19 protein-coding genes are annotated in these 25,341 nt (G+C 68.7%); 7 read left to right on the top strand and 12 right to left on the bottom strand.

Going from position 1 to position 25,341, the window contains the following annotated elements; translation table 11 throughout:
* Positions 1-52: 52 nt before the first annotated feature.
* Positions 53-1,501 (top strand): helix-turn-helix domain-containing protein, encoded by a 1,449-nt coding sequence (locus tag FHS55_RS01105; protein ID WP_183187839.1) that lies wholly within the window; start codon positions 53-55, stop codon positions 1,499-1,501.
* Positions 1,502-1,732: 231 nt separating this feature from the next.
* Positions 1,733-2,515, top strand: a complete 783-nt coding sequence (locus FHS55_RS01110; protein ID WP_183187840.1) for a DUF1194 domain-containing protein — start codon at positions 1,733-1,735, stop codon at positions 2,513-2,515.
* Positions 2,516-2,536: 21 nt separating this feature from the next.
* Here FHS55_RS01110 and FHS55_RS01115 read toward each other — a convergent pair whose 3' ends face one another.
* Positions 2,537-3,166 carry a helix-turn-helix domain-containing protein gene (locus FHS55_RS01115; RefSeq protein ID WP_183188578.1) on the bottom strand — a complete coding sequence of 210 codons (630 nt, stop codon included), beginning with the start codon at positions 3,164-3,166 and terminating at the stop codon, positions 2,537-2,539.
* A gap of 295 nt (positions 3,167-3,461) precedes the next feature.
* Between FHS55_RS01115 and sthA the strand changes: the two genes are divergently transcribed.
* Positions 3,462-4,856, top strand: a complete 1,395-nt coding sequence (gene sthA, locus FHS55_RS01120) for a Si-specific NAD(P)(+) transhydrogenase (RefSeq protein WP_183187841.1) — start codon at positions 3,462-3,464, stop codon at positions 4,854-4,856.
* A gap of 15 nt (positions 4,857-4,871) precedes the next feature.
* On the opposite strand, the gene folD is transcribed toward sthA, so the two are convergent.
* The 6 genes from folD to FHS55_RS01150 form a co-directional block, all read right to left on the bottom strand.
* Positions 4,872-5,741, bottom strand: a complete 870-nt coding sequence (folD, locus tag FHS55_RS01125; RefSeq protein WP_183187842.1) for a bifunctional methylenetetrahydrofolate dehydrogenase/methenyltetrahydrofolate cyclohydrolase FolD — start codon at positions 5,739-5,741, stop codon at positions 4,872-4,874.
* 10 nt (positions 5,742-5,751) lie between these two features.
* Positions 5,752-6,621: a formyltetrahydrofolate deformylase gene (gene purU / locus FHS55_RS01130; protein WP_183187843.1), complete on the bottom strand. Its 870-nt coding sequence runs from the start codon at positions 6,619-6,621 to the stop codon at positions 5,752-5,754.
* A gap of 94 nt (positions 6,622-6,715) precedes the next feature.
* The gene (locus tag FHS55_RS01135; RefSeq protein WP_183187844.1) at positions 6,716-7,324 is read right to left on the bottom strand and encodes a sarcosine oxidase subunit gamma family protein; all 609 of its coding nucleotides are present in this window, start codon (positions 7,322-7,324) and stop codon (positions 6,716-6,718) included.
* Positions 7,317-10,280: a sarcosine oxidase subunit alpha family protein gene (locus FHS55_RS01140; protein ID WP_183187845.1), complete on the bottom strand. Its 2,964-nt coding sequence runs from the start codon at positions 10,278-10,280 to the stop codon at positions 7,317-7,319. The genes FHS55_RS01135 and FHS55_RS01140 overlap by 8 nt, the downstream gene beginning before the upstream one ends.
* Positions 10,277-10,585: a sarcosine oxidase subunit delta gene (locus tag FHS55_RS01145; protein ID WP_183187846.1), complete on the bottom strand. Its 309-nt coding sequence runs from the start codon at positions 10,583-10,585 to the stop codon at positions 10,277-10,279. Before FHS55_RS01145 ends, FHS55_RS01140 begins: the two co-directional genes overlap by 4 nt.
* A complete protein-coding gene (locus FHS55_RS01150) occupies positions 10,585-11,835 on the bottom strand; it encodes a sarcosine oxidase subunit beta family protein (RefSeq protein WP_183187847.1) in 1,251 nt (416 codons plus the stop codon). The genes FHS55_RS01145 and FHS55_RS01150 overlap by 1 nt, the downstream gene beginning before the upstream one ends.
* A 107-nt stretch (positions 11,836-11,942) precedes the next feature.
* Here FHS55_RS01150 and FHS55_RS01155 point away from each other — a divergent pair, with 107 nt between their 5' ends.
* A complete protein-coding gene (locus FHS55_RS01155) occupies positions 11,943-12,908 on the top strand; it encodes a LysR family transcriptional regulator (RefSeq protein WP_183187848.1) in 966 nt (321 codons plus the stop codon).
* Between the two features lie 44 nt (positions 12,909-12,952).
* On the opposite strand, the gene FHS55_RS01160 is transcribed toward FHS55_RS01155, so the two are convergent.
* From FHS55_RS01160 to FHS55_RS01180, 5 genes are all read right to left on the bottom strand, one after another.
* Entirely contained in the window at positions 12,953-14,167 is a 1,215-nt protein-coding gene (locus tag FHS55_RS01160; RefSeq protein ID WP_183187849.1) for a beta-ketoacyl-[acyl-carrier-protein] synthase family protein, read from the bottom strand.
* The gene (locus FHS55_RS01165; protein WP_183187850.1) at positions 14,164-14,451 is read right to left on the bottom strand and encodes an acyl carrier protein; all 288 of its coding nucleotides are present in this window, start codon (positions 14,449-14,451) and stop codon (positions 14,164-14,166) included. Before FHS55_RS01165 ends, FHS55_RS01160 begins: the two co-directional genes overlap by 4 nt.
* Positions 14,452-14,651: 200 nt before the next feature.
* On the bottom strand, positions 14,652-17,510 hold the full coding sequence (locus FHS55_RS01170; RefSeq protein ID WP_183187851.1) for an autotransporter outer membrane beta-barrel domain-containing protein: 2,859 nt from the start codon (positions 17,508-17,510) through the stop codon (positions 14,652-14,654).
* 173 nt (positions 17,511-17,683) lie between these two features.
* Positions 17,684-19,138: a GH1 family beta-glucosidase gene (locus FHS55_RS01175; RefSeq protein ID WP_183187852.1), complete on the bottom strand. Its 1,455-nt coding sequence runs from the start codon at positions 19,136-19,138 to the stop codon at positions 17,684-17,686.
* Between the two features lie 47 nt (positions 19,139-19,185).
* Positions 19,186-20,514, bottom strand: coding sequence for a GntT/GntP/DsdX family permease (locus FHS55_RS01180; protein WP_183187853.1), 1,329 nt, complete (start codon positions 20,512-20,514; stop codon positions 19,186-19,188).
* A gap of 125 nt (positions 20,515-20,639) precedes the next feature.
* Here FHS55_RS01180 and FHS55_RS01185 point away from each other — a divergent pair, with 125 nt between their 5' ends.
* From FHS55_RS01185 to FHS55_RS01195, 3 genes are all read left to right on the top strand, one after another.
* Complete coding sequence (locus FHS55_RS01185) at positions 20,640-22,016, top strand: glycoside hydrolase family 5 protein (protein WP_183187854.1); 1,377 nt, start codon at positions 20,640-20,642, stop codon at positions 22,014-22,016.
* Between the two features lie 43 nt (positions 22,017-22,059).
* On the top strand, positions 22,060-23,574 hold the full coding sequence (locus tag FHS55_RS01190; RefSeq protein ID WP_183187855.1) for a malonate--CoA ligase: 1,515 nt from the start codon (positions 22,060-22,062) through the stop codon (positions 23,572-23,574).
* 197 nt (positions 23,575-23,771) lie between these two features.
* A complete protein-coding gene (locus tag FHS55_RS01195) occupies positions 23,772-25,292 on the top strand; it encodes a hypothetical protein (RefSeq protein WP_183187856.1) in 1,521 nt (506 codons plus the stop codon).
* The last annotated feature ends 49 nt before the right edge of the window (positions 25,293-25,341 follow it).

Genomic DNA, 25,341 nt, shown 5'->3' on the forward strand with positions numbered 1-25,341 from the left:
ATCCCCGACAGGGAGAGGCAAAGGCGAAAGTCATCTGCGGGAGAAGGCCATCATGTCCAAGAAGGTGTTTGCCGGCCACGCGGTGCGCAACGTGCGTGAGCGGCTCGGCCTGACCCAGATCGATTTCTCCCGGCGGCTGTCGCTGTCGCCGAGCTACATCAACCAGATCGAGAGCAACCAGCGCCCGGTGACGGCGGCAGTGCTGCTCGCGATCAGCCGCACCTTCGATCTGGATATTACACGCTTCGGCGCCGACGATCTCGATCGTATCGTTGCGGATCTGCGCGAGGCGCTGGCCGACCCGGTGTTTCGCGGGCTGGAACCGAGCCTGCAGGACCTGAAGAACGCCACCACCCATGCCCCGGCCTTCGCGCGCGCCTTCCTGCGCCTGCACGGCGCCATGCGCCGGCTGGAGGAGCGCCGCGCCGCGCTGGACGACGCGGTCATCTCCGTCGCGCGCGAGGTGGACGGCGCCGCCGTCCCCGAGGAGGCGCGCAACCTCGCTCCCTATGAGGAGGTGCGCGACCATTTCCACTATATCGACAATTACGTCGACGGTCTCGACCGCGCGGCGGAGGCGCGCAGCGCCGCGCTCGACCTGTTCGCGCGCGAGGATGCGGTGGCGCTGCTCACCCGGCATCTGCGCCAGCAGCACGATATCGTGGTGGACATGGCGCCGGCCGAGGATCTGGATGCGCCGCTGATCCGCTATGACCGGCATCGCCGCGCCGCCACGCTCGCGCGCGCGCAGGGCCGCGCCAGTCAGGCCTTCCGCCTCGCCACGCTGATCGCCCGCTTCGAGCAGAGCGATCTCATCGACCAGCATGTGAGCGATGCCGGCTTTCGCAGCACCACCGCGCGCGAGGTCTGCCGGCTGTCGCTGCAGAACTATTATGCCGGCGCGCTGATCCTGCCCTATCGCCGCTTCGCCCGCCTCGCCCGCGAGAAGCGGCACGATCTCGATCTTCTCGCCGCCGTCACCGGGGCGAGCCTCGAACAGGTGTGCCACCGCCTTTCCACCCTGCAGCGGCCGGGCGAGAAGGGCGTGCCGTTCTATTTCCTGAAAGTCGACCGCGCCGGCAACGTCATCAAGCGCCACAGCGCCACGCGCTTCCAGTTCGCCCGCTATGGCGGCGCTTGCCCGGTGTGGAACGTGCACGAGGCCTTCGAGCAGCCGGCCCGCACGCTGGTTCAGGTGGGCGAGATGCCCGACAGCCTGCGCTATCTGTGCCTGGCGCGCGGCGCCTCCCGCCCCCCGCTCCGCCACGGCCAGCGCGAGCGGCGCTACGCGTTGGGGCTGGGCTGCGAAATCTCCTATGCCGGCGAGATCGTCTATGCCGACGGGCTGGACCTCAAGGCCGCCCAGGCGGCGCCGCTGGGCGTCAATTGCCGCATCTGCCCGCGCGCCGCCTGTCCCGAGCGGGCCTTCCCGCCGCTCGACCGCGAGATCGTGCTCGATCCCGACCGGCGCGGCGTGGTGCCGTTCTCCGTGCGGGAATAGTGCGCAACGCGTGGCCGCGGCGACGGACGGGCGAGGGTGGAAGGGGACATGAACTCCGCTGAACCGGCGTGATCCGGCGCCTCCCGCGGTCACGCTTTCTCGTTGTTCACTCGACGTTACGTAAGGAATATTGGCCGAATATTCAAGAATTCCCGCAACAATTTCGCCCGAAGACAGTGATATCCGCTGGGTCATCTCCGGGGGGGCCGGACATGTGCTTGGGGGGTGAAAGTGAGAAAGCTGTGGCTGGGCGGGCTGCTCGTGCTGTCCCTCGCGGCGGGGGGCAGCATCCCCGCCGATGCTGACGGGAAGGGCGGCCTGCCGGTGGATCTCGAACTGGTCATCGCGGCCGACGTGTCGACCTCGATGGATCGCGTGGAGAAGGATCTGCAGCGGGACGGCTTCATTGCCGCCTTCCGCGACGCGCAGGTGCATCGGGCCATCGCGCTCGGCCCGCTCGGACGCATCGCCGTGACCTATATCGAATGGGGCGGCTCCGACCGGCAGAGGGTCGTGGTTCCCTGGACACGGATCGACAGCCCGGAGGCGGCACGGGCCTTCGCCGACCGTCTCGCCGAAGTCTCGCCGGGCCGGCTGACCTACGGCACCAATATGGGCGACGCCATTGTGTTCGGCCTCGGCCAGCTCGGCCAGTCGGGCTTCGCCGGCACCCGCAAGGCGATCGACATATCGGGCGACGGCAAGAGCAATCGCGGCCGTCCGCTTCACCTCGCGCGCGCGGCCGCGCTTGCCCGGGGCGTGGTCATCAACGGCCTGCCGATCGTCTATGACGACGAAGCCCCCGAGACCGTGTCCTTCGTGGAGACCCCCGACGGCAAGGTTCCGCCCGAGGAACTGATCGATTATTTCCTGCAGGAGGTCATCGGTGGCCCCGGCGCCTTCGTCATGCCGGTGATGAACCGCCAGCTCTATGGCGAGGCGATCCGCGCCAAGCTGGTGCGCGAGATCGCCGATGGGCCGATGGAGCCGCGCTTCTCGGCGGCGCCGCGCTGAAGCCCCTTCGCGTACGGGCTCTCAGCGTGGTTCGCGCGGATAGACGATGATCGACAGATAGGTCATCGGCCGCACCAGCAACTGCTCCGGCCCGTGCGTGGCGGCGGAATCGAACAGCAGCGAATCGCCCGGCCGCAGGTGATAGGAGCGGTCGCCGTGGCGGTAGACCACCTCGCCCGACAGCATGTGGATGAACTCCACGCCGGCATGGGCGAAGCCGGTATAGGGCACGGCCTCCTCGCTGAGCGTGATGAGATAGGGCTCCACCGCCACCTCGCCGCCCAGCGCGTGGCCGAGCAACTCATACTGGTGCCCCACCTTGGTGCCGCGCCGCTCGATATGCACGCCCTGTCCGGCCGGCACGAAGGAGCAGTCCCGCTTCTCCTCGAAACTGGAGAACAGGGTGGAGATCGGCACGTTCAGCACGTTTGAAATCGCCTGCAACGTGGAAAGCGAGGGGGAGATCAGCCCGTTCTCGATCTTGGACAGCATGCCGACCGAGATGCCGGCCGCGCTGGCGAGATCGGAGACGGTGAGGTCGAGGTCGCGGCGGATCGCCCGAACCTGAAGGCCGAGCGCCTGTTCCAGCGTGCGCTCATTGGCGCCCGGCGCGCCTGAGCCCGTGCGCAGATCGTCGGCGGCCGGCTCGATTCCCGTGGTTTCCGCCGACGCGGCGCTCTTGGCCGCACCCTCGCTCTTGCCCTCGCTCTTGGCCGCACCCTTGCCCGCCCCTTTGGCCGTATCCTTGCCCCGCTTCTGCTGCGCCTCGCCCAATGTCCGATTCCCTCCCCAGTCCTCCCACGATGGGACCGCGATCGCCGGCAAAAGCCAAGCCCCGAATCCGGCGCTTCATGGTGGTCGCGCGCCGAATTGTCATGTCTCCTTGGCATTCATCGTGCATCGACGAAAGCCCTGTTTCCCTTTTGCCAGCGAGCACCCGGTCTCCATGTACGACTTCGATATGATCGTGATCGGCAGCGGCCCCTCGGGTCGGCGTGCCGCGGTGCAGGCCGCCAAGATCGGCAAGTCGGTTCTCGTCGTGGAAAAGGGCCGCCGCGTCGGTGGCGTTTCGGTGCATACCGGCACCATCCCCTCCAAGACCCTGCGCGAAACCGTGCTCAACCTCTCCGGCTGGCGCGAGCGTGGTTTCTATGGCCGGTCCTACCGGGTGAAGCAGGATATCGGCGCGGCGGACCTGCTGGCGCGGCTGCACAAGACACTCGACCATGAAGTCGAGGTGCTTGAACACCAGTTCAGCCGCAACGGAGTGAAGACCGCGCGCGGCGAGGCGCGGTTCGTCGATCCGCACACGGTCGAGATCACCGAGGAGAACGGCGATGTCGACCTCGTTACCGGCGCGCATGTGCTGATTGCGGTCGGCACCCGTCCGTTCCGCCCGGATTATGTGCCGTTCAACGCGACGAGCGTGTTCGACAGCGACGAGATCGTCGACCTGCCGCGCCTGCCGCGCAGCCTGGCGGTGATCGGCGCGGGCGTGATCGGCGTCGAATATGCCTCCATCTTCAGCGCGCTCGACGTGTCGGTGACGCTGATCGAGCCGCGCAACAGCTTTCTCGACTTCATCGACAAGGAACTGATCGAGGAATTCACCCACGAATTGCGCGACCGCAATGTCGGCCTGAGATTTGGCGCTGCCGTCAGCAAGATCGAGCTGGGTGCCGACGAGCGCCCCATCTGCCGGCTCGCCGACGGGCGCACGGTGCATACCGACATGCTGCTCTTCGCCGCCGGCCGCGTGGGCGCCACCGACCGGCTCGATCTGGAAAATGCCGGGCTTGCCGTGGATCATCGCGGCCGCATCGCGGTGGAGCCGCGCACCTTGCAGACGGCGGTGCCGCATATCTATGCCGCCGGCGACGTGATCGGCTTTCCCAGCCTCGCCTCCACCTCCATGGAGCAGGGCCGCGTCGCCGCCTGCCATGCCTTCGGTCTGGAGCCGCCGCCGCCGCCGGAATTCTTCCCCTACGGCATCTATTCGGTGCCCGAAATCTCCACCGTGGGCATGACCGAGGAAGAGGTGCGCCGCCGGCAGATCCCCTACGAATGCGGCATCGCCCGCTTCCGCGAGACCTCGCGCGGCCACATCATGGGGCTGAATAACGGGATGATGAAGATGATCTTCTCGGTGAAGTCGCGCCGCCTGCTCGGCGTGCACATCGTCGGCGAAGGCGCCACAGAGCTGATCCATATCGGCCAGGCGGTGCTCAACCTGAAGGGCACGATCGACTACTTCATCGAGAACACCTTCAACTACCCGACCCTCGCCGAGGCCTACAAGATCGCCGGGCTGGATGCCTGGAACCGCATGCCGAGGGCGTGAGGGTGGGGCTCAGCCTCACCCCACCAGCCGCTTCGCCGCCGTCAGCGTGTTTGCCAGGAGGCAGGCGATGGTCATCGGGCCGACGCCGCCGGGTACGGGCGTGATGGCGCCGGCAATGCCCTGCGCCTCCTCGAAGGCCACGTCGCCGACCAGCCGCGTGCCGCCGTCCGGCTTCGGAACGCGGTTGATGCCGACATCGATCACCGTGGCGCCCGGTTTGATCCAGTCGCCCTTGATCATCTCCGGCCGACCGACCGCGCCGATGAGGATATCCGCCCGCCGGCACACGGCGGGGAGGTCGCGGGTGCGCGAATGGGCGATGGTGACGGTGGCGTCCTCGCGCAGCAGCAATTGCGCCAGCGGCTTGCCGACAATGTTGGAGCGCCCTACCACCACAGCCTCCAGCCCGGCGAGGCTGCCGAGCGTGTCCTTGAGCAGCATCACGCAGCCGAGCGGCGTGCAGGGCACCAGCGCGTCCAGCCCCACCGCCAGCCGTCCGGCATTCACCACATGGAACCCGTCCACGTCCTTGGCCGGATCGATGGTGGCGAGCACCGCCTGCGCGTCGATATGCGCCGGCAGCGGCAACTGCACGAGGATGCCGTGCACGGCGGGGTCGGCGTTGAGCGCGCGCACCAGTGCCAGCACGTCGTCCTGCGACGTTTCCGCCGGCAGCCTGTGCTCGAACGAGGCCATGCCGGCCTCGATCGTCTGCCGGCCCTTGTTGCGCACATAGACCGCGCTGGCGGGGTCTTCCCCCAGCAGCACCACGGCAAGGCCGGGCGTCACCCCGGTCGCCTGCCGGAAGGCGGCGACCTCGGTGGCGATGCGGGCGCGCAGTGTCTCGGCGAAAGCTTTTCCGTCGATGAGGCGGGTCTCGATCATCAGGGCCTCCTCAGTCGCGGAACACGACGGTCTTGTGGCCGTTGGTCAGCACCCGGTCGTCGAGGTGCCAGGCGAGTGCCCGCGCCAACACGCGGCGCTCGATGTCGCGGCCCTTGCGCACGAGGTCCTCGGCGGAATCCTGATGGGTGATGCGCTCGACATCCTGCTCGATGATCGGACCTTCGTCGAGATCGGAGGTCACGTAATGCGCCGTGGCGCCGATCAGCTTCACGCCCCGCGCATGCGCCTGATGATAGGGCTTGGCGCCCTTGAAGCCGGGCAGGAAGGAATGGTGGATGTTGATGCAGCGGCCCGACAGCTTGGCCGAGAGCCCGTCGGACAGCACCTGCATGTAGCGCGCCAGCACCGCGAGCTCCGCGCCGGACGTCTGGAACAGCTCCCATAGCTGGGCTTCCTGCTCCATCTTGGTCTGCTTGGTGATGGGCAGGTAGTGGAAGGGAATGCCGTCGAAATCGAGATGGGCGTAGGTCTCGCGCGGGTAGTTGGCGATGATGCCGACGATCTCCATCGGAATCTCGCCGATGCGCCAGCGATAGAGCAGGTCCGCCAGGCAATGGTCGAACTTGGAGACGAGCAGCATGACCTTGCGCGTGGTACCGCGCTGGCGCAGGCGCCAGTTGAAGGCGAATGGCTGCGCCACCGCCTCGAAATCCGATTTCAGCGCCTCCAGCGAGCCTGCATCGCCCGGCCGGTCGAACATAACGCGCATGAAGAAGCGGCCGCTCTCCGTGTCGTCGAACTGCTGCGCCTCGAGGATGTTGCCACCATGCTCGAACAGGAAGGTGGCCACGGCCGCGACGATGCCGGGCCGATCGGGGCAGGAGAGGGTGAGGACGTGGGGCGTGGTCATATCGCTCATCGGAATACTCGTCGGTCTGCCGGCGGCGCGGTGTCGCGCTCGGCCGGCTTTTACGGGAGAAGCGGGGGTCCGTGAAGCGCGCACCGCGCCGCACTCAACCTCGGTCGTCCAGTTCGAAGCCGTATTCGGCGGCGCTGGAGACCAGGAAGCGCAGCAGGGCCGCCTCGAAGCTGCGCGCGACCAAGAGGCGCCATGTCGCCTCCTCGCGCCGCCACAGGGTGATGCCGATATGCGCCAGCACCGTCGTCGCCGCCATTCCCGGCAGGAACACGCGCGGGTCGAGGTCGATCAGCGCGCCCTTGGCGAGCGTGTCGGCCACTTTCGGGCCGGTGAGGTCGAGGGTGACGACGGCATCGCTCTGGTCGGTAATGGCGGCCAGCGGGCCGAGCGCGGCCCTCAAGGTGCCGGCGATGTCGCGATCGAGACCCGACAGTGCCAGCCAGCGCCCCGGCGCGGTGCCGATGAGCGTGCGCGCTCCGGCGAAGACCGCGCGCGAGGCGCGCGGCAGCTCCAGGCCCAGCGCGCCCCGCACGGCCTCGGCGAGCGCGTCGTCGTCGCCCTTCCGGGCGGCGAGGGTGGCGATGGAAAGCCCATCGATGCGGCGGGCGGTGACACCCAACGTGCCCGCCACGCCGTAATGGCCGGCAGTGGCCACCGCGTCGAAGGGCAGGGTGTCCAGCGGATGAGACGAATGATCAGCCACGGAGCCGCTCCCCTTCCGGATCGATGAAGCCCGGCGCGCAGATTTCCACCTCGATGTCCCCCCCGCGCACCGGGTCATAGGCGCGCACGCGCTCGCCGATGCGCTCGGGACCGCGCTGGAGGAGGCCGAGGCCGATCCAGTGACCCAGATGGGGCGAATGGGCCACCGAGGTCATGTAACCCTCGTCATTCTCGAGGCTCGCGGCCGCCCCGATCTTGAGGAAATGCGCGCCGGCGCGCAGGCGCTGGCTGGGGTCCACCGGCTTGAAGCCGACAAAGGTCGGCCGCTGCGGATCCACCAGCCCGGGACGGCCGGCCATGACACGGCCGATATAGTCCTTCTTGGTGGATGCCATGCGCCCGAAGCCGAGGTCGCGCGCCGTGGTCTGGCCGCTCAGTTCATTGCCGGACACATGCCCCTTCTCGATGCGCATGACGCCGAGCGCCTCGATGCCATACGGCGTGATGCCGAACGCCTCGCCCGCGCTCATCAGCGCCTGCGCCAGCGCGGCGCCATGCCGGGCCGGCACGGCGATCTCGAAGCCCAGCTCGCCGGAGAAGGACAGGCGGAACAGCCGCGCCTTCACCCCGCCCAGCACGGTGCCCTCGATGGCGCCCATGAAGGGCAGTCCGTCATTGGACACGTCCACTCCCGCATCGACCACGCGGGCCAGCACGTCGCGGGCGCGCGGCCCGGCGAGCGCGATCTGCGCCCATTGCTCGGATACCGAGGCGATGCTGACATCGAGTTGCGGCCACAGCACCTGCAGGCAGAATTCGAGATGCTGGTAGACCTTGGCGGCGTTGGCCGTGGTGGTCGTCATCACGTAATGCTCGGCCCCCAGCCGTGCCGTGGTGCCGTCATCCATCACCAGCCCATCCTCGCGCAGCATCACGCCGTAGCGCGCCTTGCCGATGGCCAGCGTCGAGAAGGTGTTGATGTAGAGCCGGTCGAGCAGGGTGCCGACATCGGGCCCCTGCAGGTCGATCTTGCCGAAGGTGGAGACGTCGATGAGCCCGACCGAGGCGCGCACCGCTTTCACTTCGCGGTTCACGCTCTCCAGCCAGTCGGTTTCGCCCGGGCGGGGGAAATACTGCGCCCGCAGCCAGGCACCGGTTTCGATGAACACCGCGCCGCGTGCCTTCGCCCATTCATGGGTCGGGGTCAGGCGGACGGCGCGGAAGTCCTTGCCCCGATGGTGCCCGCCCAGCGCGCCGAGCGACACCGGCGTGTAGGGCGGCCGGAAGATGGTGGTGCCGGTCTCGGGGATCGAGGCGCCGGTGAGGCTCGCCATGATGGCGAGGCCGGTGACGTTGGAGGTGCGGCCCTGGTCGGTCGCCATGCCGAGCGTGGTGTAGCGCTTGAGATGCTCGACCGAGCGGAAGCCTTCCTTGTAAGCGATGGTGATGTCCTTCGCCGTCACGTCGTTCTGCAGATCGACGAAGGCCGGACCCCTGGAATCCGCCACATGCCAGAACGGGGTGATGGCGACGCTCTCCTCCGCCACGGCCGGCACGTCGGGCAGCGGCACGGGGAAGCCGAGCGCCTCTGCGGCCTCCGCGCCCTGCGCCGCGCCGTCGGTCAGCGCCGCGCCAAGGGAGAAGGCGCCGCTGGCAGCGCCCGCCACGGCGAGCAAGGGCGGCACGATGCCCGGCACGAAGGCGGCGATGGCCTCGTCCCAGGCCGGCTTGCCGCCGTGATGGCAGGTGAGATGGACATTGGGCGACCAGCCGCCCGACACGGCCAGCGTGTCGACCGCCAGCCGTTCCGTGCGCCCGTCCGCCACGATATCGACCGCGGTGAGCCGCTTGCCATGGGTGGCGGTGACGCGCCCGTCGAGCAGGGTGCGGATGCCCTTCGCTTTCGCCTGCTGCACGAGGCTGGCCGCCACCGCCTTGCGCACGTCGACGATCGCAGCCACCTCGATGCCGGCCGCCTTGATTTCGAGGGCGCCGCGCCAGGCGTCGTCATTATTGGCGAATACCGCGACGCGGTGTCCCGGCGCCACGGCGAAGCGGTTGACATAGGTGCGCACCGCGCCCGCCAGCATCACGCCCGGCCGGTCATTGCCGCCGAACACGATGGGCCGCTCGGTCGCGCCCGCGGCCAGCACGGCGCGGCGGGCATGGATGCGCCACAGCCGCTGGCGCGGCTGGAAGGGCGGGGGCACCGGCAGGTGGTCGGCCACGCGTTCCAGCGCGCCATAAGTGCCGGAATCATAGACGCCGAACACGGTGGTGCGGGTCATGAGGCGGACATTGGGCAGGCTGGCCAGCTCGGCCGTGACCCGCGCGGCCCATTCCGCCGCCGGTTTGCCGTCGATCTCGCGCGTCTCGGCATTGAGCCGGCCGCCGGCGAGGAAATCCTCATCCGCCAGGATCACCCGCGCGCCGGCGCGTCCCGCCGCGAGCGCCGCCATCAGCCCGGCCGGGCCGGCGCCGATCACCAGCACATCGCAGAAGGTGCTGGCCTTCTCGTAAGGGTCGGGGTCGGCCGCCTCGGCCATGCGCCCCAGCCCTGCGGCGCGGCGGATGATGGGCTCGTAGACCTTCTCCCAGAAGGCGGCGGGCCACATGAAGGTCTTGTAGTAGAAGCCCGCCCCGAGGAAGGGCGAGAGCAGCTGGTTGACGCTCAGAAGGTCGAGATCGAGCGAGGGCCAGCGGTTCTGGCTCTGCGCCTCCAGCCCGTCGAACAGCTCGGCCACGGTGGCGCGGGTATTGGGCTCGCGCCGCGCGCCGGCGCGCAGCTCGACCAGCGCGTTCGGCTCCTCCGCCCCCGCCGAGACGATGCCGCGCGGGCGGTGATATTTGAACGAGCGGCCGACCAGGCGCACGTCGTTGGCCAGCAGCGCCGAGGCCAGCGTGTCGCCGGCATGGCCGCCATAGCTCCGGCCGTCGAAGGTGAAGGCGAGGGAACGCGCGCGGTCGATGAGACCGCCCTTGGCGAGGCGGCTCATGGGGCGTCTCCCGGGACGTTTCCTGCCGCGTCTCCCGCCGCGTCTCGCGCATCACGGGCGAGGCGCGCGCCGGCAATGGCGTGGGTGAGCGTGTTGCGCTCCACCTTCACCCACTGGCGGCAGCCATAGGCGTGATACCACCATTCCTGATGCGCCCCGGCGGGATTGTCGCGCAGGTAGACGTAATCGAAGAAGCGGTCCGGCGCGTCCGGCGCGGCGGGATCGGGGCGGGTGAGCGTCGCGTCGCCGAGATAGCTGAATTCGTGGGCGTCGCGCTCGCCGCAATAGGGGCAGGGGATGCGCATCAGTGCAGGTTCGGCTGGGCGCCGACTCCCTTCTCGTCGATGAGATGGCCGGTGCGGAAACGGTCGAGGCGCATCAGCCGCGCCACCTCGTGCGGCTCGTTGCGGGCGATGAGATGGGCGAAGCACCAGCCGGAGGCCGGGGTCGCCTTGAAGCCGCCATAGCACCAGCCGGCATTGAGATAGAGGCCGGGCAGCGGCGTGCGATCGATGATGGGCGAGCCGTCCATCGACATGTCCATGATGCCGCCCCACATGCGCAGGAGCCGCACCCGGCCGATGCGCGGCATCAGCGCCATGCCGCCCTCGGCCACATCCTCGACCACCGGCAGGTTGCCGCGCTGGGCGTAGGAATTGTAGCCGTCAATGTCGCCGCCGAACACCAGGCCGCCCTTGTCGGACTGGCTGATGTAGAAATGCCCGGCGCCGAAGGTGATGACGCCGTCGATCGCCGGCTTCAGCCCTTCCGAGACGAAGGCCTGCAGCACATGGCTCTCGATCGGCAGCCGCAATCCGGCCTTTGACGCGACGCGCGTCGTCGAGCCCGCCACCGCGAGCCCCACCTTGCCGGCACCAATGGGCCCGCGCGTGGTTTCCACCCCGAGGATGCGATCGCCCTCGCGGAGGAAGCCCGTGACCTCGCAGTTCTGGAGGATGTCGACGCCGAGGCGATCCGCACCCCGCGCGTAGCCCCACACCACGGCATCATGGCGCGCGGTGCCGGCGCGCTCCTGGAGCAGGCCTCCCTGAATGGGGAACCGCGCATTGTCGTAATCGAGGAACGGGTACATGGCCCGCACCTCGTCGCGGCCCAGAAGCTGCGAATCCACCCCGCTCAGTCGCATGGCATTGCCGCGCCGCGCATAGGCGTCGCGCTGCGCATCGGAATGATAGAGGTTGAGGATGCCGCGCTGGCTGACCATCGCGTTGTAGTTCAGTTCCTGCTCCAGCCCTTCCCAGAGCTTCATCGACCATTCGTAGAACGGCTCGTTGCCCGGCAACAGGTAGTTGGAGCGGATGATGGTGGTGTTCCGCCCGGCATTGCCCGAGCCGATATACCCCTTTTCGATCACCGCGACATTGCGGATGCCGTGCTGGCTGGCGAGGTAATAGGCCGTGGCGAGGCCATGGCCGCCGCCGCCGACGATGATCACGTCATAGGCCGGCTTCGGCGTCGCCGCGCGCCAGGCCGGCTTCCAACCGGACTGGCCGGAGAGCCCGTTCGTGAGAATGCTGAGCCAGGAATAGCGCATGCGGGGGCCTTACCTATGTTCCAAACAGCTATAATCCGGCTGGAGGATGCTGATAATATAAGTTTCAGTTATACATCGCCGATCCCTTCGCGAGTGACGCCGTCGCCATGGCCGACAACCTCCCCTTCGATCTCCGGGCGCTGGAAATCTTCCTCGCGGTCTGCGAGGCCGGCACCATGGCGCAGGCGGCGCGGCGGCTCGGGCTCACCCAGCCGGCCGTCTCGCAGGCGGTTGCCGAGATGGAGCGGCGCATCGGCATCGCGCTGTTCGACCGCTCGGCGCGCCCGCTGGCGCTCACCGTGGCGGGCGGCGCGCTGCGCCAGAGAGGAAGCGCGCTCTTGTCCGAGGCGCGGCAGATCGCGCCGCTCGTGCGCGAGGCCGAGCATGCCCGCCTGCCGCTGCTGCGCGCGGGCCTCGTCGATTCGCTCTCGCGCGTGCTGATCACCCCGCTGGCGCGGGCACTGGACGAGAAGGCGGAGCAGGTGTCGCTGCTGTCCGGGCTCACCGCCTCCCATGGCGGGGCACTGCTGACGCGCCAGCTCGATCTTCTGGTCGGGGCGGGCGATCTCGACGATATCGAGGGGCTGGAGCGCTGGCCGCTGCTTACCGAGCCCTATGTGCTGCTGATGCCCGCGCATCTGCCGCGCCCCGGCCGGACGGGGGATCTGGAGGAACTGGTCCGCCAGCTCCCGCTGGTGCGCTTCTCCGCCCGCTCGCAGACCGGCATGGAAGTGGAGCGGCATCTGCGCCGCCTGCGGCTCGACCTGCCGCGCCGCATGGAATTCGACACGCCCTATGGCGTCACCGCCAGCGTCACCGACGGGATGGGCTTTGCCATTACCACGCCGCTCTGCCTGTTCGAGGCGGGGCTGGGGCTGGAGGGCTTCGCCTGCTGGCCGCTTCCCGGCCCCGGATTGACGCGTCACCTCACGCTGATCGCCCGCCGGCAGGAACTCGGCCGCCTGCCCCGGGAGATCGCCGATTTCTGCCGCGCGCAGCTGCGCCTCGCGGCGCCCGCCGTCGGCGCACTGGTCGGCGAGAAGCTGGCGGAGGCGTTCCGGGTGGAAGCGTAATGGGAGGCTCCCTCTCCCCGACGGGGAGAGGGAGCCGGCTCCGCTCAGCCGTTATACCGCCTCAGTGCCAGCACCGCGTTGAGCCCGCCAAAGGCGAAGCTCGACGAGATGGCGGTCTCGATCGGCGCCGTTCGGGCGGCGTTGGGCACGCAGTCGATATCGCAATCGGGGTCGAATTCGCGATAGCCCATGGTCGGCGGCAGGAAGCCCTCGCGCAGAGCCAGCACCGTGGTCACGCAGTCCAGCGCGCCGGATGCATTCATGGTGTGCCCATATTGGGATTTCGACGAGGAGACCGGCAGCTTGGCCAGGTGATCGCCGAATACCTGCCGCAGCGCCGCCGTCTCGGTCTTGTCGTTCAGCACTGTCGCGGTGCCGTGGGCGCTGACATAATCGACCGCCTCCGGTTTGACGCCGGCATCCTCCAGCGCGAAGCGCATGGAGGCCGCCGCGCTCGCCATGTCGGGGGCGGTGATGTCCATGCCGTCGGCGCTCATGCCGAAGCCGATCATCTCGGCATGGATGGTGGCGCCGCGGGCGATGGCGCGGTCCATGTTTTCCAGCACCACGGCGCCGCCGCCCTCGCCGATGACGAGGCCGCCGCGATCCTTGGAGAAGGGCCGGCAGCCCTCGGCGGCGAGCACGCGCAGCGCTTCCCAGCTCTTCAGCATGCCGAAGGTGATCTGCGATTCGGCCCCGCCGGCCACCGCGACATCCAGCATGCCCGAGCGGATCATGTGGAACGCGGTGCCGATGGAGTGCGACGCCGAGGAACAGGCCGAGGCGATGGAGAAGGAGGGCCCGTGAATGCCGAGATCCATGGTGACATGGCTCACCTGGCCGCTCGGCATGGCGCGCGGCACGGTGAAGGGATGCGGGCGCGGCGCCTTCTCCGCATAGAGCTTGTGGTAGCTGTCATCGACCGCGTGGAAGCCGACCGAGGCGGCGAAGATGGCCCCGGCGCGATGGCGTGCCACGCCTTCCAGGGCCGGGCCGGCATCCCTCAGGGCCTGCCGGGCGACGACGACGGCGAATTGCGAGGTGCGGTCGATCAGCCCGAGCTGGCGCGGCTCGAAATGCGCCTCCGGCGCGAAGCCGCGGACCTCGGCGGAGATCTTCGTCTTCATCGAGGTGACGTCGACGCCCTGTGTCGGGCCGATGCCCACCGTGCCGGCGCGCAGGCCCGCCAGATGAGCGGCAATGTCGGGCCCGAGCGCGGAGAGCGAGCCGAGGCCGGTGATCGCGACGCGGGCCGTCATCCGGCGGACGCGGCCCCGGCCGTGCGGCCATGGCTGGCGGCAACCAGCTCGGCCACATGGTCGACCAGCGCGCCGACGGTGACATTGTTGCCGTTCAGCGGTCCGTCATTGGGAATTTCGATGTCGAAGCGGCTCTCCAGCTTGAAGATCGTCTCGATGAGGTCGAGCGAGGAAATGCCGAGTTCCGCCACCGGCGTCTCCCGCGTCAGGAGGGTCGCATCGACACCCACTTCGTCCGCGATGAAGGCGACGATTTCGGTGACGGTGGGATCGTCTGTCTGCATGGTCTGCCCAAAGTCCGCTCTTCTGCGCCGCCGGCCGCTCGGGCCGGCAGCATGGGATCGCTCTTGGTAGCACAATGTCCGGCGCGCCGGACATGGGCGTCAATTGACTGACATATGTGTCGGCCGCATGTCACCCCCGCCACGTTTGCGCATCCGGAATTCGCGCTCCACCGCGCTCCACCCAGCCTCAGGCGGAGCCGTCAGAAGCGCCAGCTGAGCCGGGCCTGGATCGCGTTGACCGTCACGCTGTCGGCATACTGGCCGACATAGGCGACGCCGACGCTGGTGCGCTCGCTCACCAGCAGTTCGGCGCCGAGTTCCAGCAGCGCGGTGTTCTGCGCCAGCGGCACGCCGGCCACCGAGAAGGTCGCGCCCGGCAGGTTCTGCAGTTCGAGCCGCGCCTCGGGCGTGGTGTCCCCGAAGGCATATTGCCAGGCGAGCGAGGCCTGCGGCTTGAGCACCATGCCGCCGGGCAGTTCCAGCGCGGTGGCGAGGCGCAGGCCGAGCGAGGAATAGCCGACATCGAGCGAGCCGGACGCCCCGTTCACGCCGTTCAGCGCGCCGCTTTCGCTGAAGCCGTCCGTGTCGAGATGCACATAGGCGAGGCCGGCGAAAGGCTCGACCGCCAGTCCCTGCACCGCAAAGCCATAGCCGACCTCGCCGAATACCTGCGCGGTCGAGCCGTCATAGGCGGCGCTCGCCTGCTGGGCATAGCCGGGGAAGGCGATGGTACGCGAGGCATCGACGCTGTTGAAGGCATAGGTCGCGCCGAGCCGCAGGTTCCAGGCGCCGGCACGGGTGCCGGCATAGAGCGCCAGCAGCCCGCTATCGACATCCGACGTGGAGAGCAGCGCCGAACTGCTGGAACTGGACCGGGTATAGCCGGCGGCGAGGCCGACCAGCCAGTCGGAGACCGGCACGTCGGCGCCGACCATGAACCCGCCGATCGTGGCATCCACATCGGCGGTGGTCGACCCGCCCGCATAGTCGCTCCACCCGCCGAAGCCCTGCGCCCAGACCGTGCCGGCGAAGGGGGCCGGCTCCGCTACCGGGGCCTTGGTGGGGAAGGGCGCGGCGGCCGCGCTCTTGGGCGTCGCGCCATAGGCGAGGGCCGGGCCGCCATAGCCGAGCGCGCCGGTCGGGCCGGCTGCGCCCTGATAGGCGCCCTGTCGCAGGCGGCCGAGGATCGCCTGCCGGCTGTACAGGCCATCGCCGATCATCACCGAGCGCGCGCTGGCATAGGATTCGCCCGACAGCGCGCCCAGCGCGAGCGGAAGCTGCGCGGCGTCGAGCGCGTAGAGCGGGCTCAGCCCCGCCGGCAGTTCGAGCAGCAGCGGCCCGCTGCTGTTGTTGACGACACGGTCGATGGCGCGGCCGACCGCCTGCTGGTTCGGCGTGCTGTTCGCCTGCCCGCCCAGATTGGAGGCGACGCCCAGTGTCACGGCGTTGGCGCCATAGTTCAGGCGGGTCGCGAACATCGCCGGCAGCCCGGACGTTGCGAAGGTGTCGAAGCTGCCGGTGACCTCCTGCGTCGCGGTCAGCAGCGTGGAGGACTTGGCGATGCTGGTGCTCTGGAAGCTGGCCGCCAGCGTTCCCGCCAGCCGCGCCGTGTCGGTCTGCACGCTGTCGTTGCTGGTGCCGTCCAGCCGGAGCACCAGCGTGCCGGCCGCCGTCTGCGCGAAAGTGCCGCTGATGGCCTGCACCGTGCCCGCGCCCGCGCCGCTGATCCCGAGCCAGCCGCTATTCTCGAACCGGCCCTGCAGGCCGGAGGCGAGGTTCACCTGCCCGTCGATGACACCGGTATTGACGACGGCGGTGCCGAGCGCGTCCGGGCCGCTCGACAGCGCGGTGGCGCCGGCGCTCGCGGTGAGGCTGCCGCTGTTCAGCAGTGTGCCGTAGCTCCCGTTCATCCGCACGCCGGTGCTGTCGCTGCCGGTGACGGTGATCGTGCCCTTGTTGCTGATCACGCCATAGGTCTCGGCGGCGATGCCGGTGGCATTGGCACCCGAGACCAGGATGCTCGACCGGTTGATCACGTCGTCCCCGCCGGGATTGGTGGCGATGCCGGTCGCCCCGTTCGCGGCCACGGTCAGCGGCGCATCGTTGCGGATCGGGTTGTAGATGCCGGGAAGGGTGGCGAGATAGCCGTTGACGGTGCCATTGGTGATGTAGATGCCGATGACATTGTCGCCATAGGCCGAGTTCGCCGAGACGGACTCGCCGGGAATGTCGATCTCATACCAGGTGACCGTTCCGTCCGCCGCCAGATGCATCACGGCGGGGTGGACGGCGCCGTCGGCGCTGACCCAGTTGGTGACGAGATTGTATTCGCCCGCCCGGCCGGCGCCGGTGATTCCCTCGAAATGGGTGCCGATCGAGGCGGGGTGGTCGTAGCTCACATAGGTGCCGGTGCTCTGATCGTAGATGTAGCCGTGCTCCGCCCCGAGCGCGCCGCCTGGCTCGACCATGGCATAGCCGCCGGCGATCTTGTCGCCATAGACGCCATAGGCCGTGGTGCTGGCATTGGTGATGACGAGCGGCGCATAGGTGCCGGTGCTGATCGTGTAGATGAACGCCTTGCCCTGATCGAGATCGGTATCGTAGTCGCCGACGACTTGGTTGCCGAACGTGCTGTGTGCGATGGTGAAGAGCGTATCGGAACCTGGATAGGCGAGCGGGGTGATCGACTGCCCCGGTGCCGCCGCGCCATCATAGAGGTAGCTCAGGTCATAGGGCGCCGAGGCCGTGGTCTGGTAGCTGCCCACCGTGCGCAGGATGCCGCCGGGATTGCCGAAGCTCGGCCCATAGGGCGAGGAGCTGGTCGCGCCGGGATAGTTCACGCCGTCGGCGGTGGAGACCGGCATGGGCGACCAGGCCTGCGTCACCATGTTGTAATAGAGCCCGCCGGTCGCGGTGCCGATCGTGTAGTTGCCGACGATGTTGTCGCCGCGAATGCCGGTAAGGAACGTGCCGGTGGTGCCGAAATTCAGCGTCTCGTAGACCGTTTGCGCGGCGGCCACATGCGCGAAGCCGTCGATGCCGAAGCCTGCCACGGCCATTAGCAACAGCCGGGGCGCACCGGCCCCACCAAACAATGCTCTCATGGTCGCCCGCCCCCGAATCGCTGGCTGATCGCCAGCGTATGCGCGCGAGCCTATCGCGCGCGAAGGGGCGGGCGATAGGCTACAAGGCCTTCAGGTTCCCAACGAATTTTGGTCGCATGTCCTCAATCTCAGGGAGAGGTGCCGCCGGCGCGGGCCTGGATGAGCTGCGCGAGGGCGAGTAGCGAGGTTTTCGGCGTGCGTGCCTGCGTGGCGAAATCCACATGCGTCACGCCGAAACGGCGGCGCTCGCCCTCCGCCCATTCGAAATTGTCGAGCAGCGACCAGACGAAATAGCCGTTCAGCCCGCAGCCCTGCGCGATGGACTCCGCGCAGGCGTCGAGATGGGCGCGGATATAGGCGGTGCGCTGCGGGTCGGCGACCACCCCGCCGGCCGGCGCGGGGTCGTCATAGCAGGCGCCGTTCTCGGTGATGAAGGTGGTGGGGTTGCCATACTCGTCGCGCAGCCGCGTCATCACCTGCACCAGCCCCTGCGGGCTGATCGGCCAGCCCAGCGCGGTGAGCGCCGTGCCGGGCGGAACCGCGCCATAGCCCGCCTGCGCGAGGAAGGCGTTCGCGTCGTGCTGGATATAGGACGGGCCGTAATAATTGACGCCGAGGAAGTCGATCTTTTGCTGGATCGTCGCCATGTCGCCCGGCCGCACCAGAGGAGCGAAGACCGGCTCGAACCCGGCGGGGTAGCGGCCGTGGAACAGCGGGTCGAGATTGATGGTGTTCCAGCACGCGTCGAAGCGGCCCGCCGCCGCCACGTCCTCCGGGGCCTTCGACGCGGGGAAGATCGGCTGCAGCGAGAACACCGTGCCGAGCTTCAGGTCCGAGCGCAGCGCCCGCAGCGCGGCGATGCCGGTGCCCTGCGCCAGATTCTGGTGGTGCTGGGCGCTGACATAGCTCTCCCAACCGGTGAGGCCCGGCGCGTGATTGCCGAAACCATGGCCGAAAATGGCATGCACCGAGGGCTCGTTGAGCATCGCCCAGGGCTTCACCCGGTCGCCGAGGCGGGCCACAGTGGCGTGGGCATAATCGGCGAACCAGTTCGCGATATCGCGATTGTGCCAGCCGCCACGGTCCTGCAGCGCCTGCGGCAGGTCCCAGTGATAGAGGCAGGCCATGGGCAGGATGCCGCGCGACAGCAGCTTGTCCACCAGCCGGTCGTAGAAATCGAGCCCGGCCGGGTTCACCGGGCCGGTGCCCTGCGGCATCACGCGCGGCCAGGCGATGGAGAAGCGATAGGCCTGGAGACCCATCTGCGCCATCAGATCCACGTCGCCGGCATAGCGGTTGTAGTGGTCGCAGGCCACGTCGCCATTGGTGCCATCGGCGATGCGGCCGGGCGTGTGCGAGAAGGTGTCCCAGATCGAGGGCTGGCGCCCGCCCTCCTTCACCGCGCCTTCGATCTGGTAGGCCGAGGTCGAGGCGCCGATGAGGAAGCCGGGCGGCAGGCGCGGCGCCCCGGCCGCGGGCGTGCCGGCGGGGGAAATTCCGGCCTGCGCCGCGAGCCGGGAGGACAGCGCCGGCAGGGCGGCCGTGGCGGCAGCGGAGGCTAGGAAGTCACGGCGGCGGAGCATGGGCTTGGTCCTTGGCGCTGGCGGGGCGGTCCAGGGTGTCGGATGTGTCAGTGGCAGACGAGGCGGAACGCCATCAGCAGGAGGAGCGCAACCGCCCCCTGCACGCCGGTCGCCAGCGAGAAGCGGGCGAGCGTGGTGCCGGCCGGCAGGCGCGCGGCTTGTCCCACCAGCCAGAACAACCCGTCATTGATGTGGCTGACGCTCATCGCCCCGGCGCCGATGGCCAGCGCGGCGAGCGCCCGCCCGGCGGAATCGCCGAGGCCGAGTGGGCCGACCAGTTCCATCATCATGCCGGCGGCGGTGATCGCCGCGACCAGCGAGGAGCCCTGCAGGGTCTTGACGATGGCGGCGAGCGCGAAAGGCAGGAGGAGCGCCAGCGCGCCGGATGGAGCGAACCCGATGAGCCGCTCGGCGTTCATTTCCGCCATGCCGGTTTCCTGCGCGATCTTCGACAGGCCGCCCGCCGCGCCGATGAGCAGCACCAATGGCGCGGCCTTCGCCAGCGCTCGGCCGGCCCAGCCCTGCTCGCTGAAGCCGCCCTTTTCCCGGTGCCAGCCGAGCAGCAGCAGCAGGCCGACGCCGACAAGGAGCAGCACCACCGGCCGGCCGAGCGCGATGAGGAATTCGCGGTTCGAGCCGCCGCCCAGCGGCTCGGAGGCGATGTCGCCGAGCGACTGGGTGACGAGCAGGGCGACGAGCGCCGCGCTGGTGATGCCTAGTGCGAAGGCGCCGCGACGCGGGGCGTGCAGGCTCTCGCCGTCCATCGCCCCGGCCGTGTCGACCCGGTGCGCCGCGCCGCTGGTGCGCTGCGCCAGCAGGAGGCCGGTCGCCACCGCCACCAGCGCGGCCGGCAGGCCGAAGGCGAGCGTGGTGGTCCAGTCGGCGGCGAGGATTGTGGCGCTCGCCAGCATGACGGGCGAGAGGATGAGCAGCCCATGGCTGCCCGACAGCGACAGGCCGAGCACCAGCGCGGAGCGCGGGCTGTCCTCGCCGATGCCGCGCCGCAGCGGACCCAGCACCGCGAAGGCCGCCGCCGGGGTGGAGGCGAGGCCGGCGATGAGCCCGATCAGCGCCAGCGGCAGCGACGGGCGCGCTCGCCCGGCCGCCGCGCGCTGCAGCCAGGCGGTCGCGCCGCTGGCATCGGCGATCTCCGCCATGAACGCGGCGGCGACGACGGTGAGGCCGAGCGTGTTCATGCCCTGCGCGAAGCCGAGCCCGAACGCCTTGCCGACGCCGCTGGTCGACATGCCGGCGGCATAGCCGAAGCCGATGGCGGCGAGGGTGAGGGCGAGGAAGGGCTGGACCCGCCCGCGCTGGATCGCCAGCGCGAGGAGCGCCAGCACGACGGCGAAAGAGGCGGCCTGAGAAAGCGACATGTGCGGGTAAAGCCGGGGCGGGGACAGATGCCTTCGCTTAACCCGTGGCGCGGGCGCTGTCACCGGGGCATGAGGGCACGTTCCGCCATTGCCCGCGGGCGACGGCTTGACTAGTTTGCCCGCCCATGATCGCCCGCGCTCTCTTCATCGCTGCCGTGCTGGCTCTGGCCGCCGGCCCATCCCCGGCCGGCCAATCCCTCGCCGGGACGGTGTCCGCCGGCGTCGGCACCGCGCCGGTTGCCGTGCCCGCAACAACGTCGCCGCCGGCCGCGCCTGGTGCCTCCGCGCTTGGTGCCTCCGCGCCGGATGCCGCCGCGCCGCCGGCGCCTGCCGCACCCTCGTCCGTACCCGGTTTCATACGCGCGGAGGGCACGCGCTTCGTGCGGCCGGACGGCTCCACCTTTCCGATCCGCGGCATGAGTTTCGGCAACTGGCTGCTGCCGGAAGGCTACATGTTCAAGTTCAAGGTCCAGCGCTCGCCGCGCGAGATCGAGGACGTGATCGAGTATCTCGCCGGTCCGCAGGAAGCCGCCCGCTTCTGGAAGGATTTTCGCGACGTCTATATCCAGGAGGCGGACCTCGCCTTCCTGCAGGCCGCCGGCTTCACCACCGTGCGCGTGCCGCTGCACTGGAAATTCTTCCTCGACCCGGCGGACCCCTCGAAGGTCGATCCCGAGGGGGAAGGCTGGGCGCTGCTCGACCGGGTGGTCGGCTGGGCACGGGCGCATGACATCAAGCTCATCCTCGACATCCATGCCGCCCCCGGCGGACAGACCGGGGTGAACCATGACGACGGCGTCGGCTACCCGCTCACCTTCTACGTGCCGGAGTTCAGGCGCCGCACCATCGCCCTGTGGCAGGCCATCGCCACGCGCTATCGCGACGAGCCGACCGTGCTGGCCTATGACCTGCTCAACGAGCCGATCTCGCCCTATAGCGACACGGATTATCTCAACCCGCGCCTGGAGCCCTTCTACAAGGAGATCGCCGCGGCAATCCGCGCGGTCGATCCCAACCACCCGATCATCCTCGCGGCGGCGCAGTGGAGCACCAATTTCAGTGTGTTCGGCCCGCCCTTCGCCGATAATCTCGGCTACACCTACCACAAGTTCTGGGCGAGCCCGGAGCGGCGGGAGGTGCAGGATTACGTGAACTTCGCCAATCGCTGGGGCGTGCCGATCTTCCTCGGGGAGACGGGCGAACTCACCGACGAGTGGAACGCCAAGTACCGCGCGATGAACGAGAAATTCGGCATCGGCTGGAGCTTCTGGACCTACAAGAACCTCGATTCCCGCTCCACCGTTGTCTCCATCGCCAAGCCCGAGGGCTGGGACGCCATCGCCGCCTTCGGCTCGGTGCCGCGCGCGCAATGGGACAGCCTGCCCAGGCCCTCGCGTGAGGCCGTGGCGGCGACTCTGCGCGCCTATATCGAGAACGCGAAATTCGCCAATGCCGAGGTAAACCGCGGCTATGTCGCCTCGCTCGGGCTGAAGGCGCCGTGATAGCCGGATGCCGTCATTCCGGACGCCGCATGAATGTGACGCCATGACCAATCACCTCATCGATCTCCTCCGTTCCCGCCAGCCGGACCTCTCGCGGCCCTTTGCCGAGGCGCCGGACGGCACGGTCTACACCTATGCCGACCTCGAACGGCGCTCGGCGCAATACGCCAATGCCCTGATCGCGCTGGGCCTCGCGCCCGGCGATCGGGTGGCGCTGCAGGTGGAAAAGAGCCTAGAGGCGATCTTCGCCTATCTCGGCACGGTGCGGGCGGGTGGCGTGTTCCTGCCGCTGAACACCGCCTATACCGCGCCGGAGGTCGCCTATTTCCTCAGGGATGCCGTGCCGGCGGTCTTCGTGTGCGATCCCGCGAGCCTGCCCACGCTGGCCCCGGTGGCGGCGGCGGCCGGCGTCGGCTCGGTGCTCACGCTGGACGCGCAGGGCCGGGGCAGCCTCGCGCAGGCGGCCGACGCGGCCCCGACCACCTTCGCCGACGTGCCGCGCGCCGCCGACGATCTCGCGGCGCTGCTCTACACCTCCGGCACCACCGGCCGCTCCAAGGGCGCCATGCTCACCCACGGCAATCTCGCCTCCAACGCCTTCGCGCTGGTCGAGACCTGGCGCTTCACGGCCGATGACGTACTGATCCACGCCCTGCCGATCTTCCACACCCACGGCCTGTTCGTCGCCACCAACGTAACGCTGGCGGCCGGCGCCTCGATGATCTTTCTGGCCAAGTTCGACCCCGATGGGATCCTGAAGCTGATGGGCCGGGCCAGCGTGCTGATGGGCGTGCCGACCTTCTATGTCCGGCTGCTGAAATCCCCCGTCCTCACGCCCGCGGCGGCGGCGGGCATGCGCCTGTTCATCTCCGGCTCGGCGCCGCTGCTGGCGGAGACGCACCGGGAATGGAGCGCCCGCACGGGCCACGCCATTCTCGAACGCTACGGGATGACCGAGACCGGCATGAACACCTCCAACCCCTATGCGGGCGCGCGCCTCGCCGGCACGGTTGGCCTGCCGTTGCCGGGGGTGAGCGTGCGGGTGGTCGACCCGGTGAACGGGCGGGAACTCATCATCGGCGCCATCGGCATGATCGAGGTGAAGGGCCCGAACGTGTTCACGGGCTATTGGCGGATGCCGGAGAAGACGGCGGCCGAGTTCCATGACGGCTGGTTCGTCACCGGCGATCTCGGGCGGATCGACGCGGCGGGCTATGTGCAGATTGTCGGGCGCGGCAAGGACCTCGTCATATCCGGCGGTTTCAATGTCTACCCCAAGGAAGTGGAGGGCGAGATCGACGCGCTGGACGGCGTGATCGAGAGCGCGGTGATCGGCGTGCCGCATGCCGATTTCGGCGAGGGGGTGACGGCGGTCGTGGTGGCGCGCCCGGGCGCCGGGCTCGACGAGGCGTGCGTGCTGGCCGCGCTGGAAGGCCGGCTCGCCCGTTACAAATGCCCCAAGCGGGTGTTCTTCGTCGACGACCTGCCGCGCAACACCATGGGCAAGGTGCAGAAGAACCTGCTGCGCGAGCAGTACAGAGAGATCTATGCGCGTTGAGGGGTCGGGCGTTCGGCAGGACGGATGCTCCGCCGTGCTATCCGACCCGAATGGGGCGCGTTACCCGGCGATTCGACCGGACATCAACTTGAAATCGACTTTGGATTGGCTGGATGAGCGGAACCTCGACATCACACACGACCGTAAAGTCCTCGCCGTTCACTCGCGTTGAAGTTGCTGTCGTCGCAGCTATCGCCTTGGTCGCGTGCGTCGCCGTGGGGCTGCGCTACGGGCAGGACGCCAATTGGGACCTGCGCAATTACCATTATTATGGTGCCTATGCGTTTCTGCATGGGCGGCTCCGGGTCGACGTCGCGCCGAGCCAGTTGCAGACCTGGTTCAACCCGCTGCAATCGCTGCCGACCTATTTCCTGTTGAGCTATGTCCCGCCCCGGATTGCGGCGAGCGTTCTCTCGGCCCTGTCGGCGTTCCCGATCGTGCTGGTCGTTCTGATCGCCGGATACGGGCTGACGCCGCAACAGCGCGTGGACACCTTGCTGCGGCGAGGTGTGGCGGGGCTGGCCGGCATCGGCGCCTTCGTGTCGCCGATGTTCCTATCGGAGCTGGGCACGACCTTTTCCGATACGCTCGGCTCGGCGCTGCTGCTGGCGGCGATCTTGGCCGTGCTGGCTGGGCGCTTCGCCGCGCGCGCCCATTTCATCGCCGGGCTTTTCTTAGGGCTGGCGCTGGCGCTGAAGCTGACGAGTGTATTCTTCGTGGTGGCTTGGGTCGCCGCCGTCGTGGTCGTGGAACGCCGGCGCTTCTTCCGGCCGGTGGTGCTTGCGGGCCTCGGCGCGGCGCTCACCTATGTTCCGCTGGGCGGGGTGTGGAGCGCCTATATGTTCCACAAGTTCGGTAACCCGCTTTTCCCGCTCTACAACAACGTCTTCAAATCTGCCTTTTATGAGCCGATCGCCATGTCGGACTCGCGGTTCCGGCCGAACGGGATCGCCGATGCATTGCGCTATTTCTGGGAGTGGCCGGCCGGCCTGCATCCCTCGGCCGAAGTCGGCTTCGCCGACATGCGCTTCACCCTGCTGCTCATCCTCATGCCCCTCGTCGCGGCGGTCCTGATCGACCGGCGGATGGCACGCGGGCCCGCAGAGGAGGGCATCTTCGATCCGCGGGCGCGCGCCTTCCTGCTGACCTTCTGCATCGTCTCCTTCCTGATCTGGCTGCCGCTGTTCGGCATCCAGCGCTATGTTGTCGCCCTCGAGCAACTGGCCCCGCTGGTTGTGATCATTCTCCTGTCCTGCCTCCTGCGCCGCCGCGCGGTGCTGCTGGGGGCGTCCGGCCTGGCCATACTGTGGATCGCTCTCTCCACGGTGCCGGCGAACTGGGAGCGCGTTCCCTTCACGGCGGACTGGTTCGAGGTGAAGGTGCCCGACGCGCTCCGGCAGGAGAACACGATGTTCATAATGCTGTCGGTCGAAGCCACCGCCTATGTCATTCCCTTCCTTCCGCCTTCAGACGTCTTCGTGCGCATCGAGGGAAACATGCCGATCACGCCGGAAACCGGCCTGGGCCGGGTCATCGCCGGTAAGCTGGGGGCCCATGGCGGCGAGGTGCGCACCCTCGCGCCGTCGGGCTATGAGCAGACCCAGTCCGAAGCCCGCCTGGCCGCCTATGGGCTGCGCCTCGATCCCGGCGATTGCGTCGACATCACCAGCAAGTTTGGCGAACTCGTCTCATGTCGACTTGTCCGGGTGGGGTCGTGACGGTTAAGCATGGCTTGGTCCTGCCGCCAAAAGATTGGGGAAGCCCACC

Source organism: Ancylobacter tetraedralis (assembly GCF_014195655.1).
GTDB classification, from domain to species: domain Bacteria; phylum Pseudomonadota; class Alphaproteobacteria; order Rhizobiales; family Xanthobacteraceae; genus Ancylobacter; species Ancylobacter tetraedralis.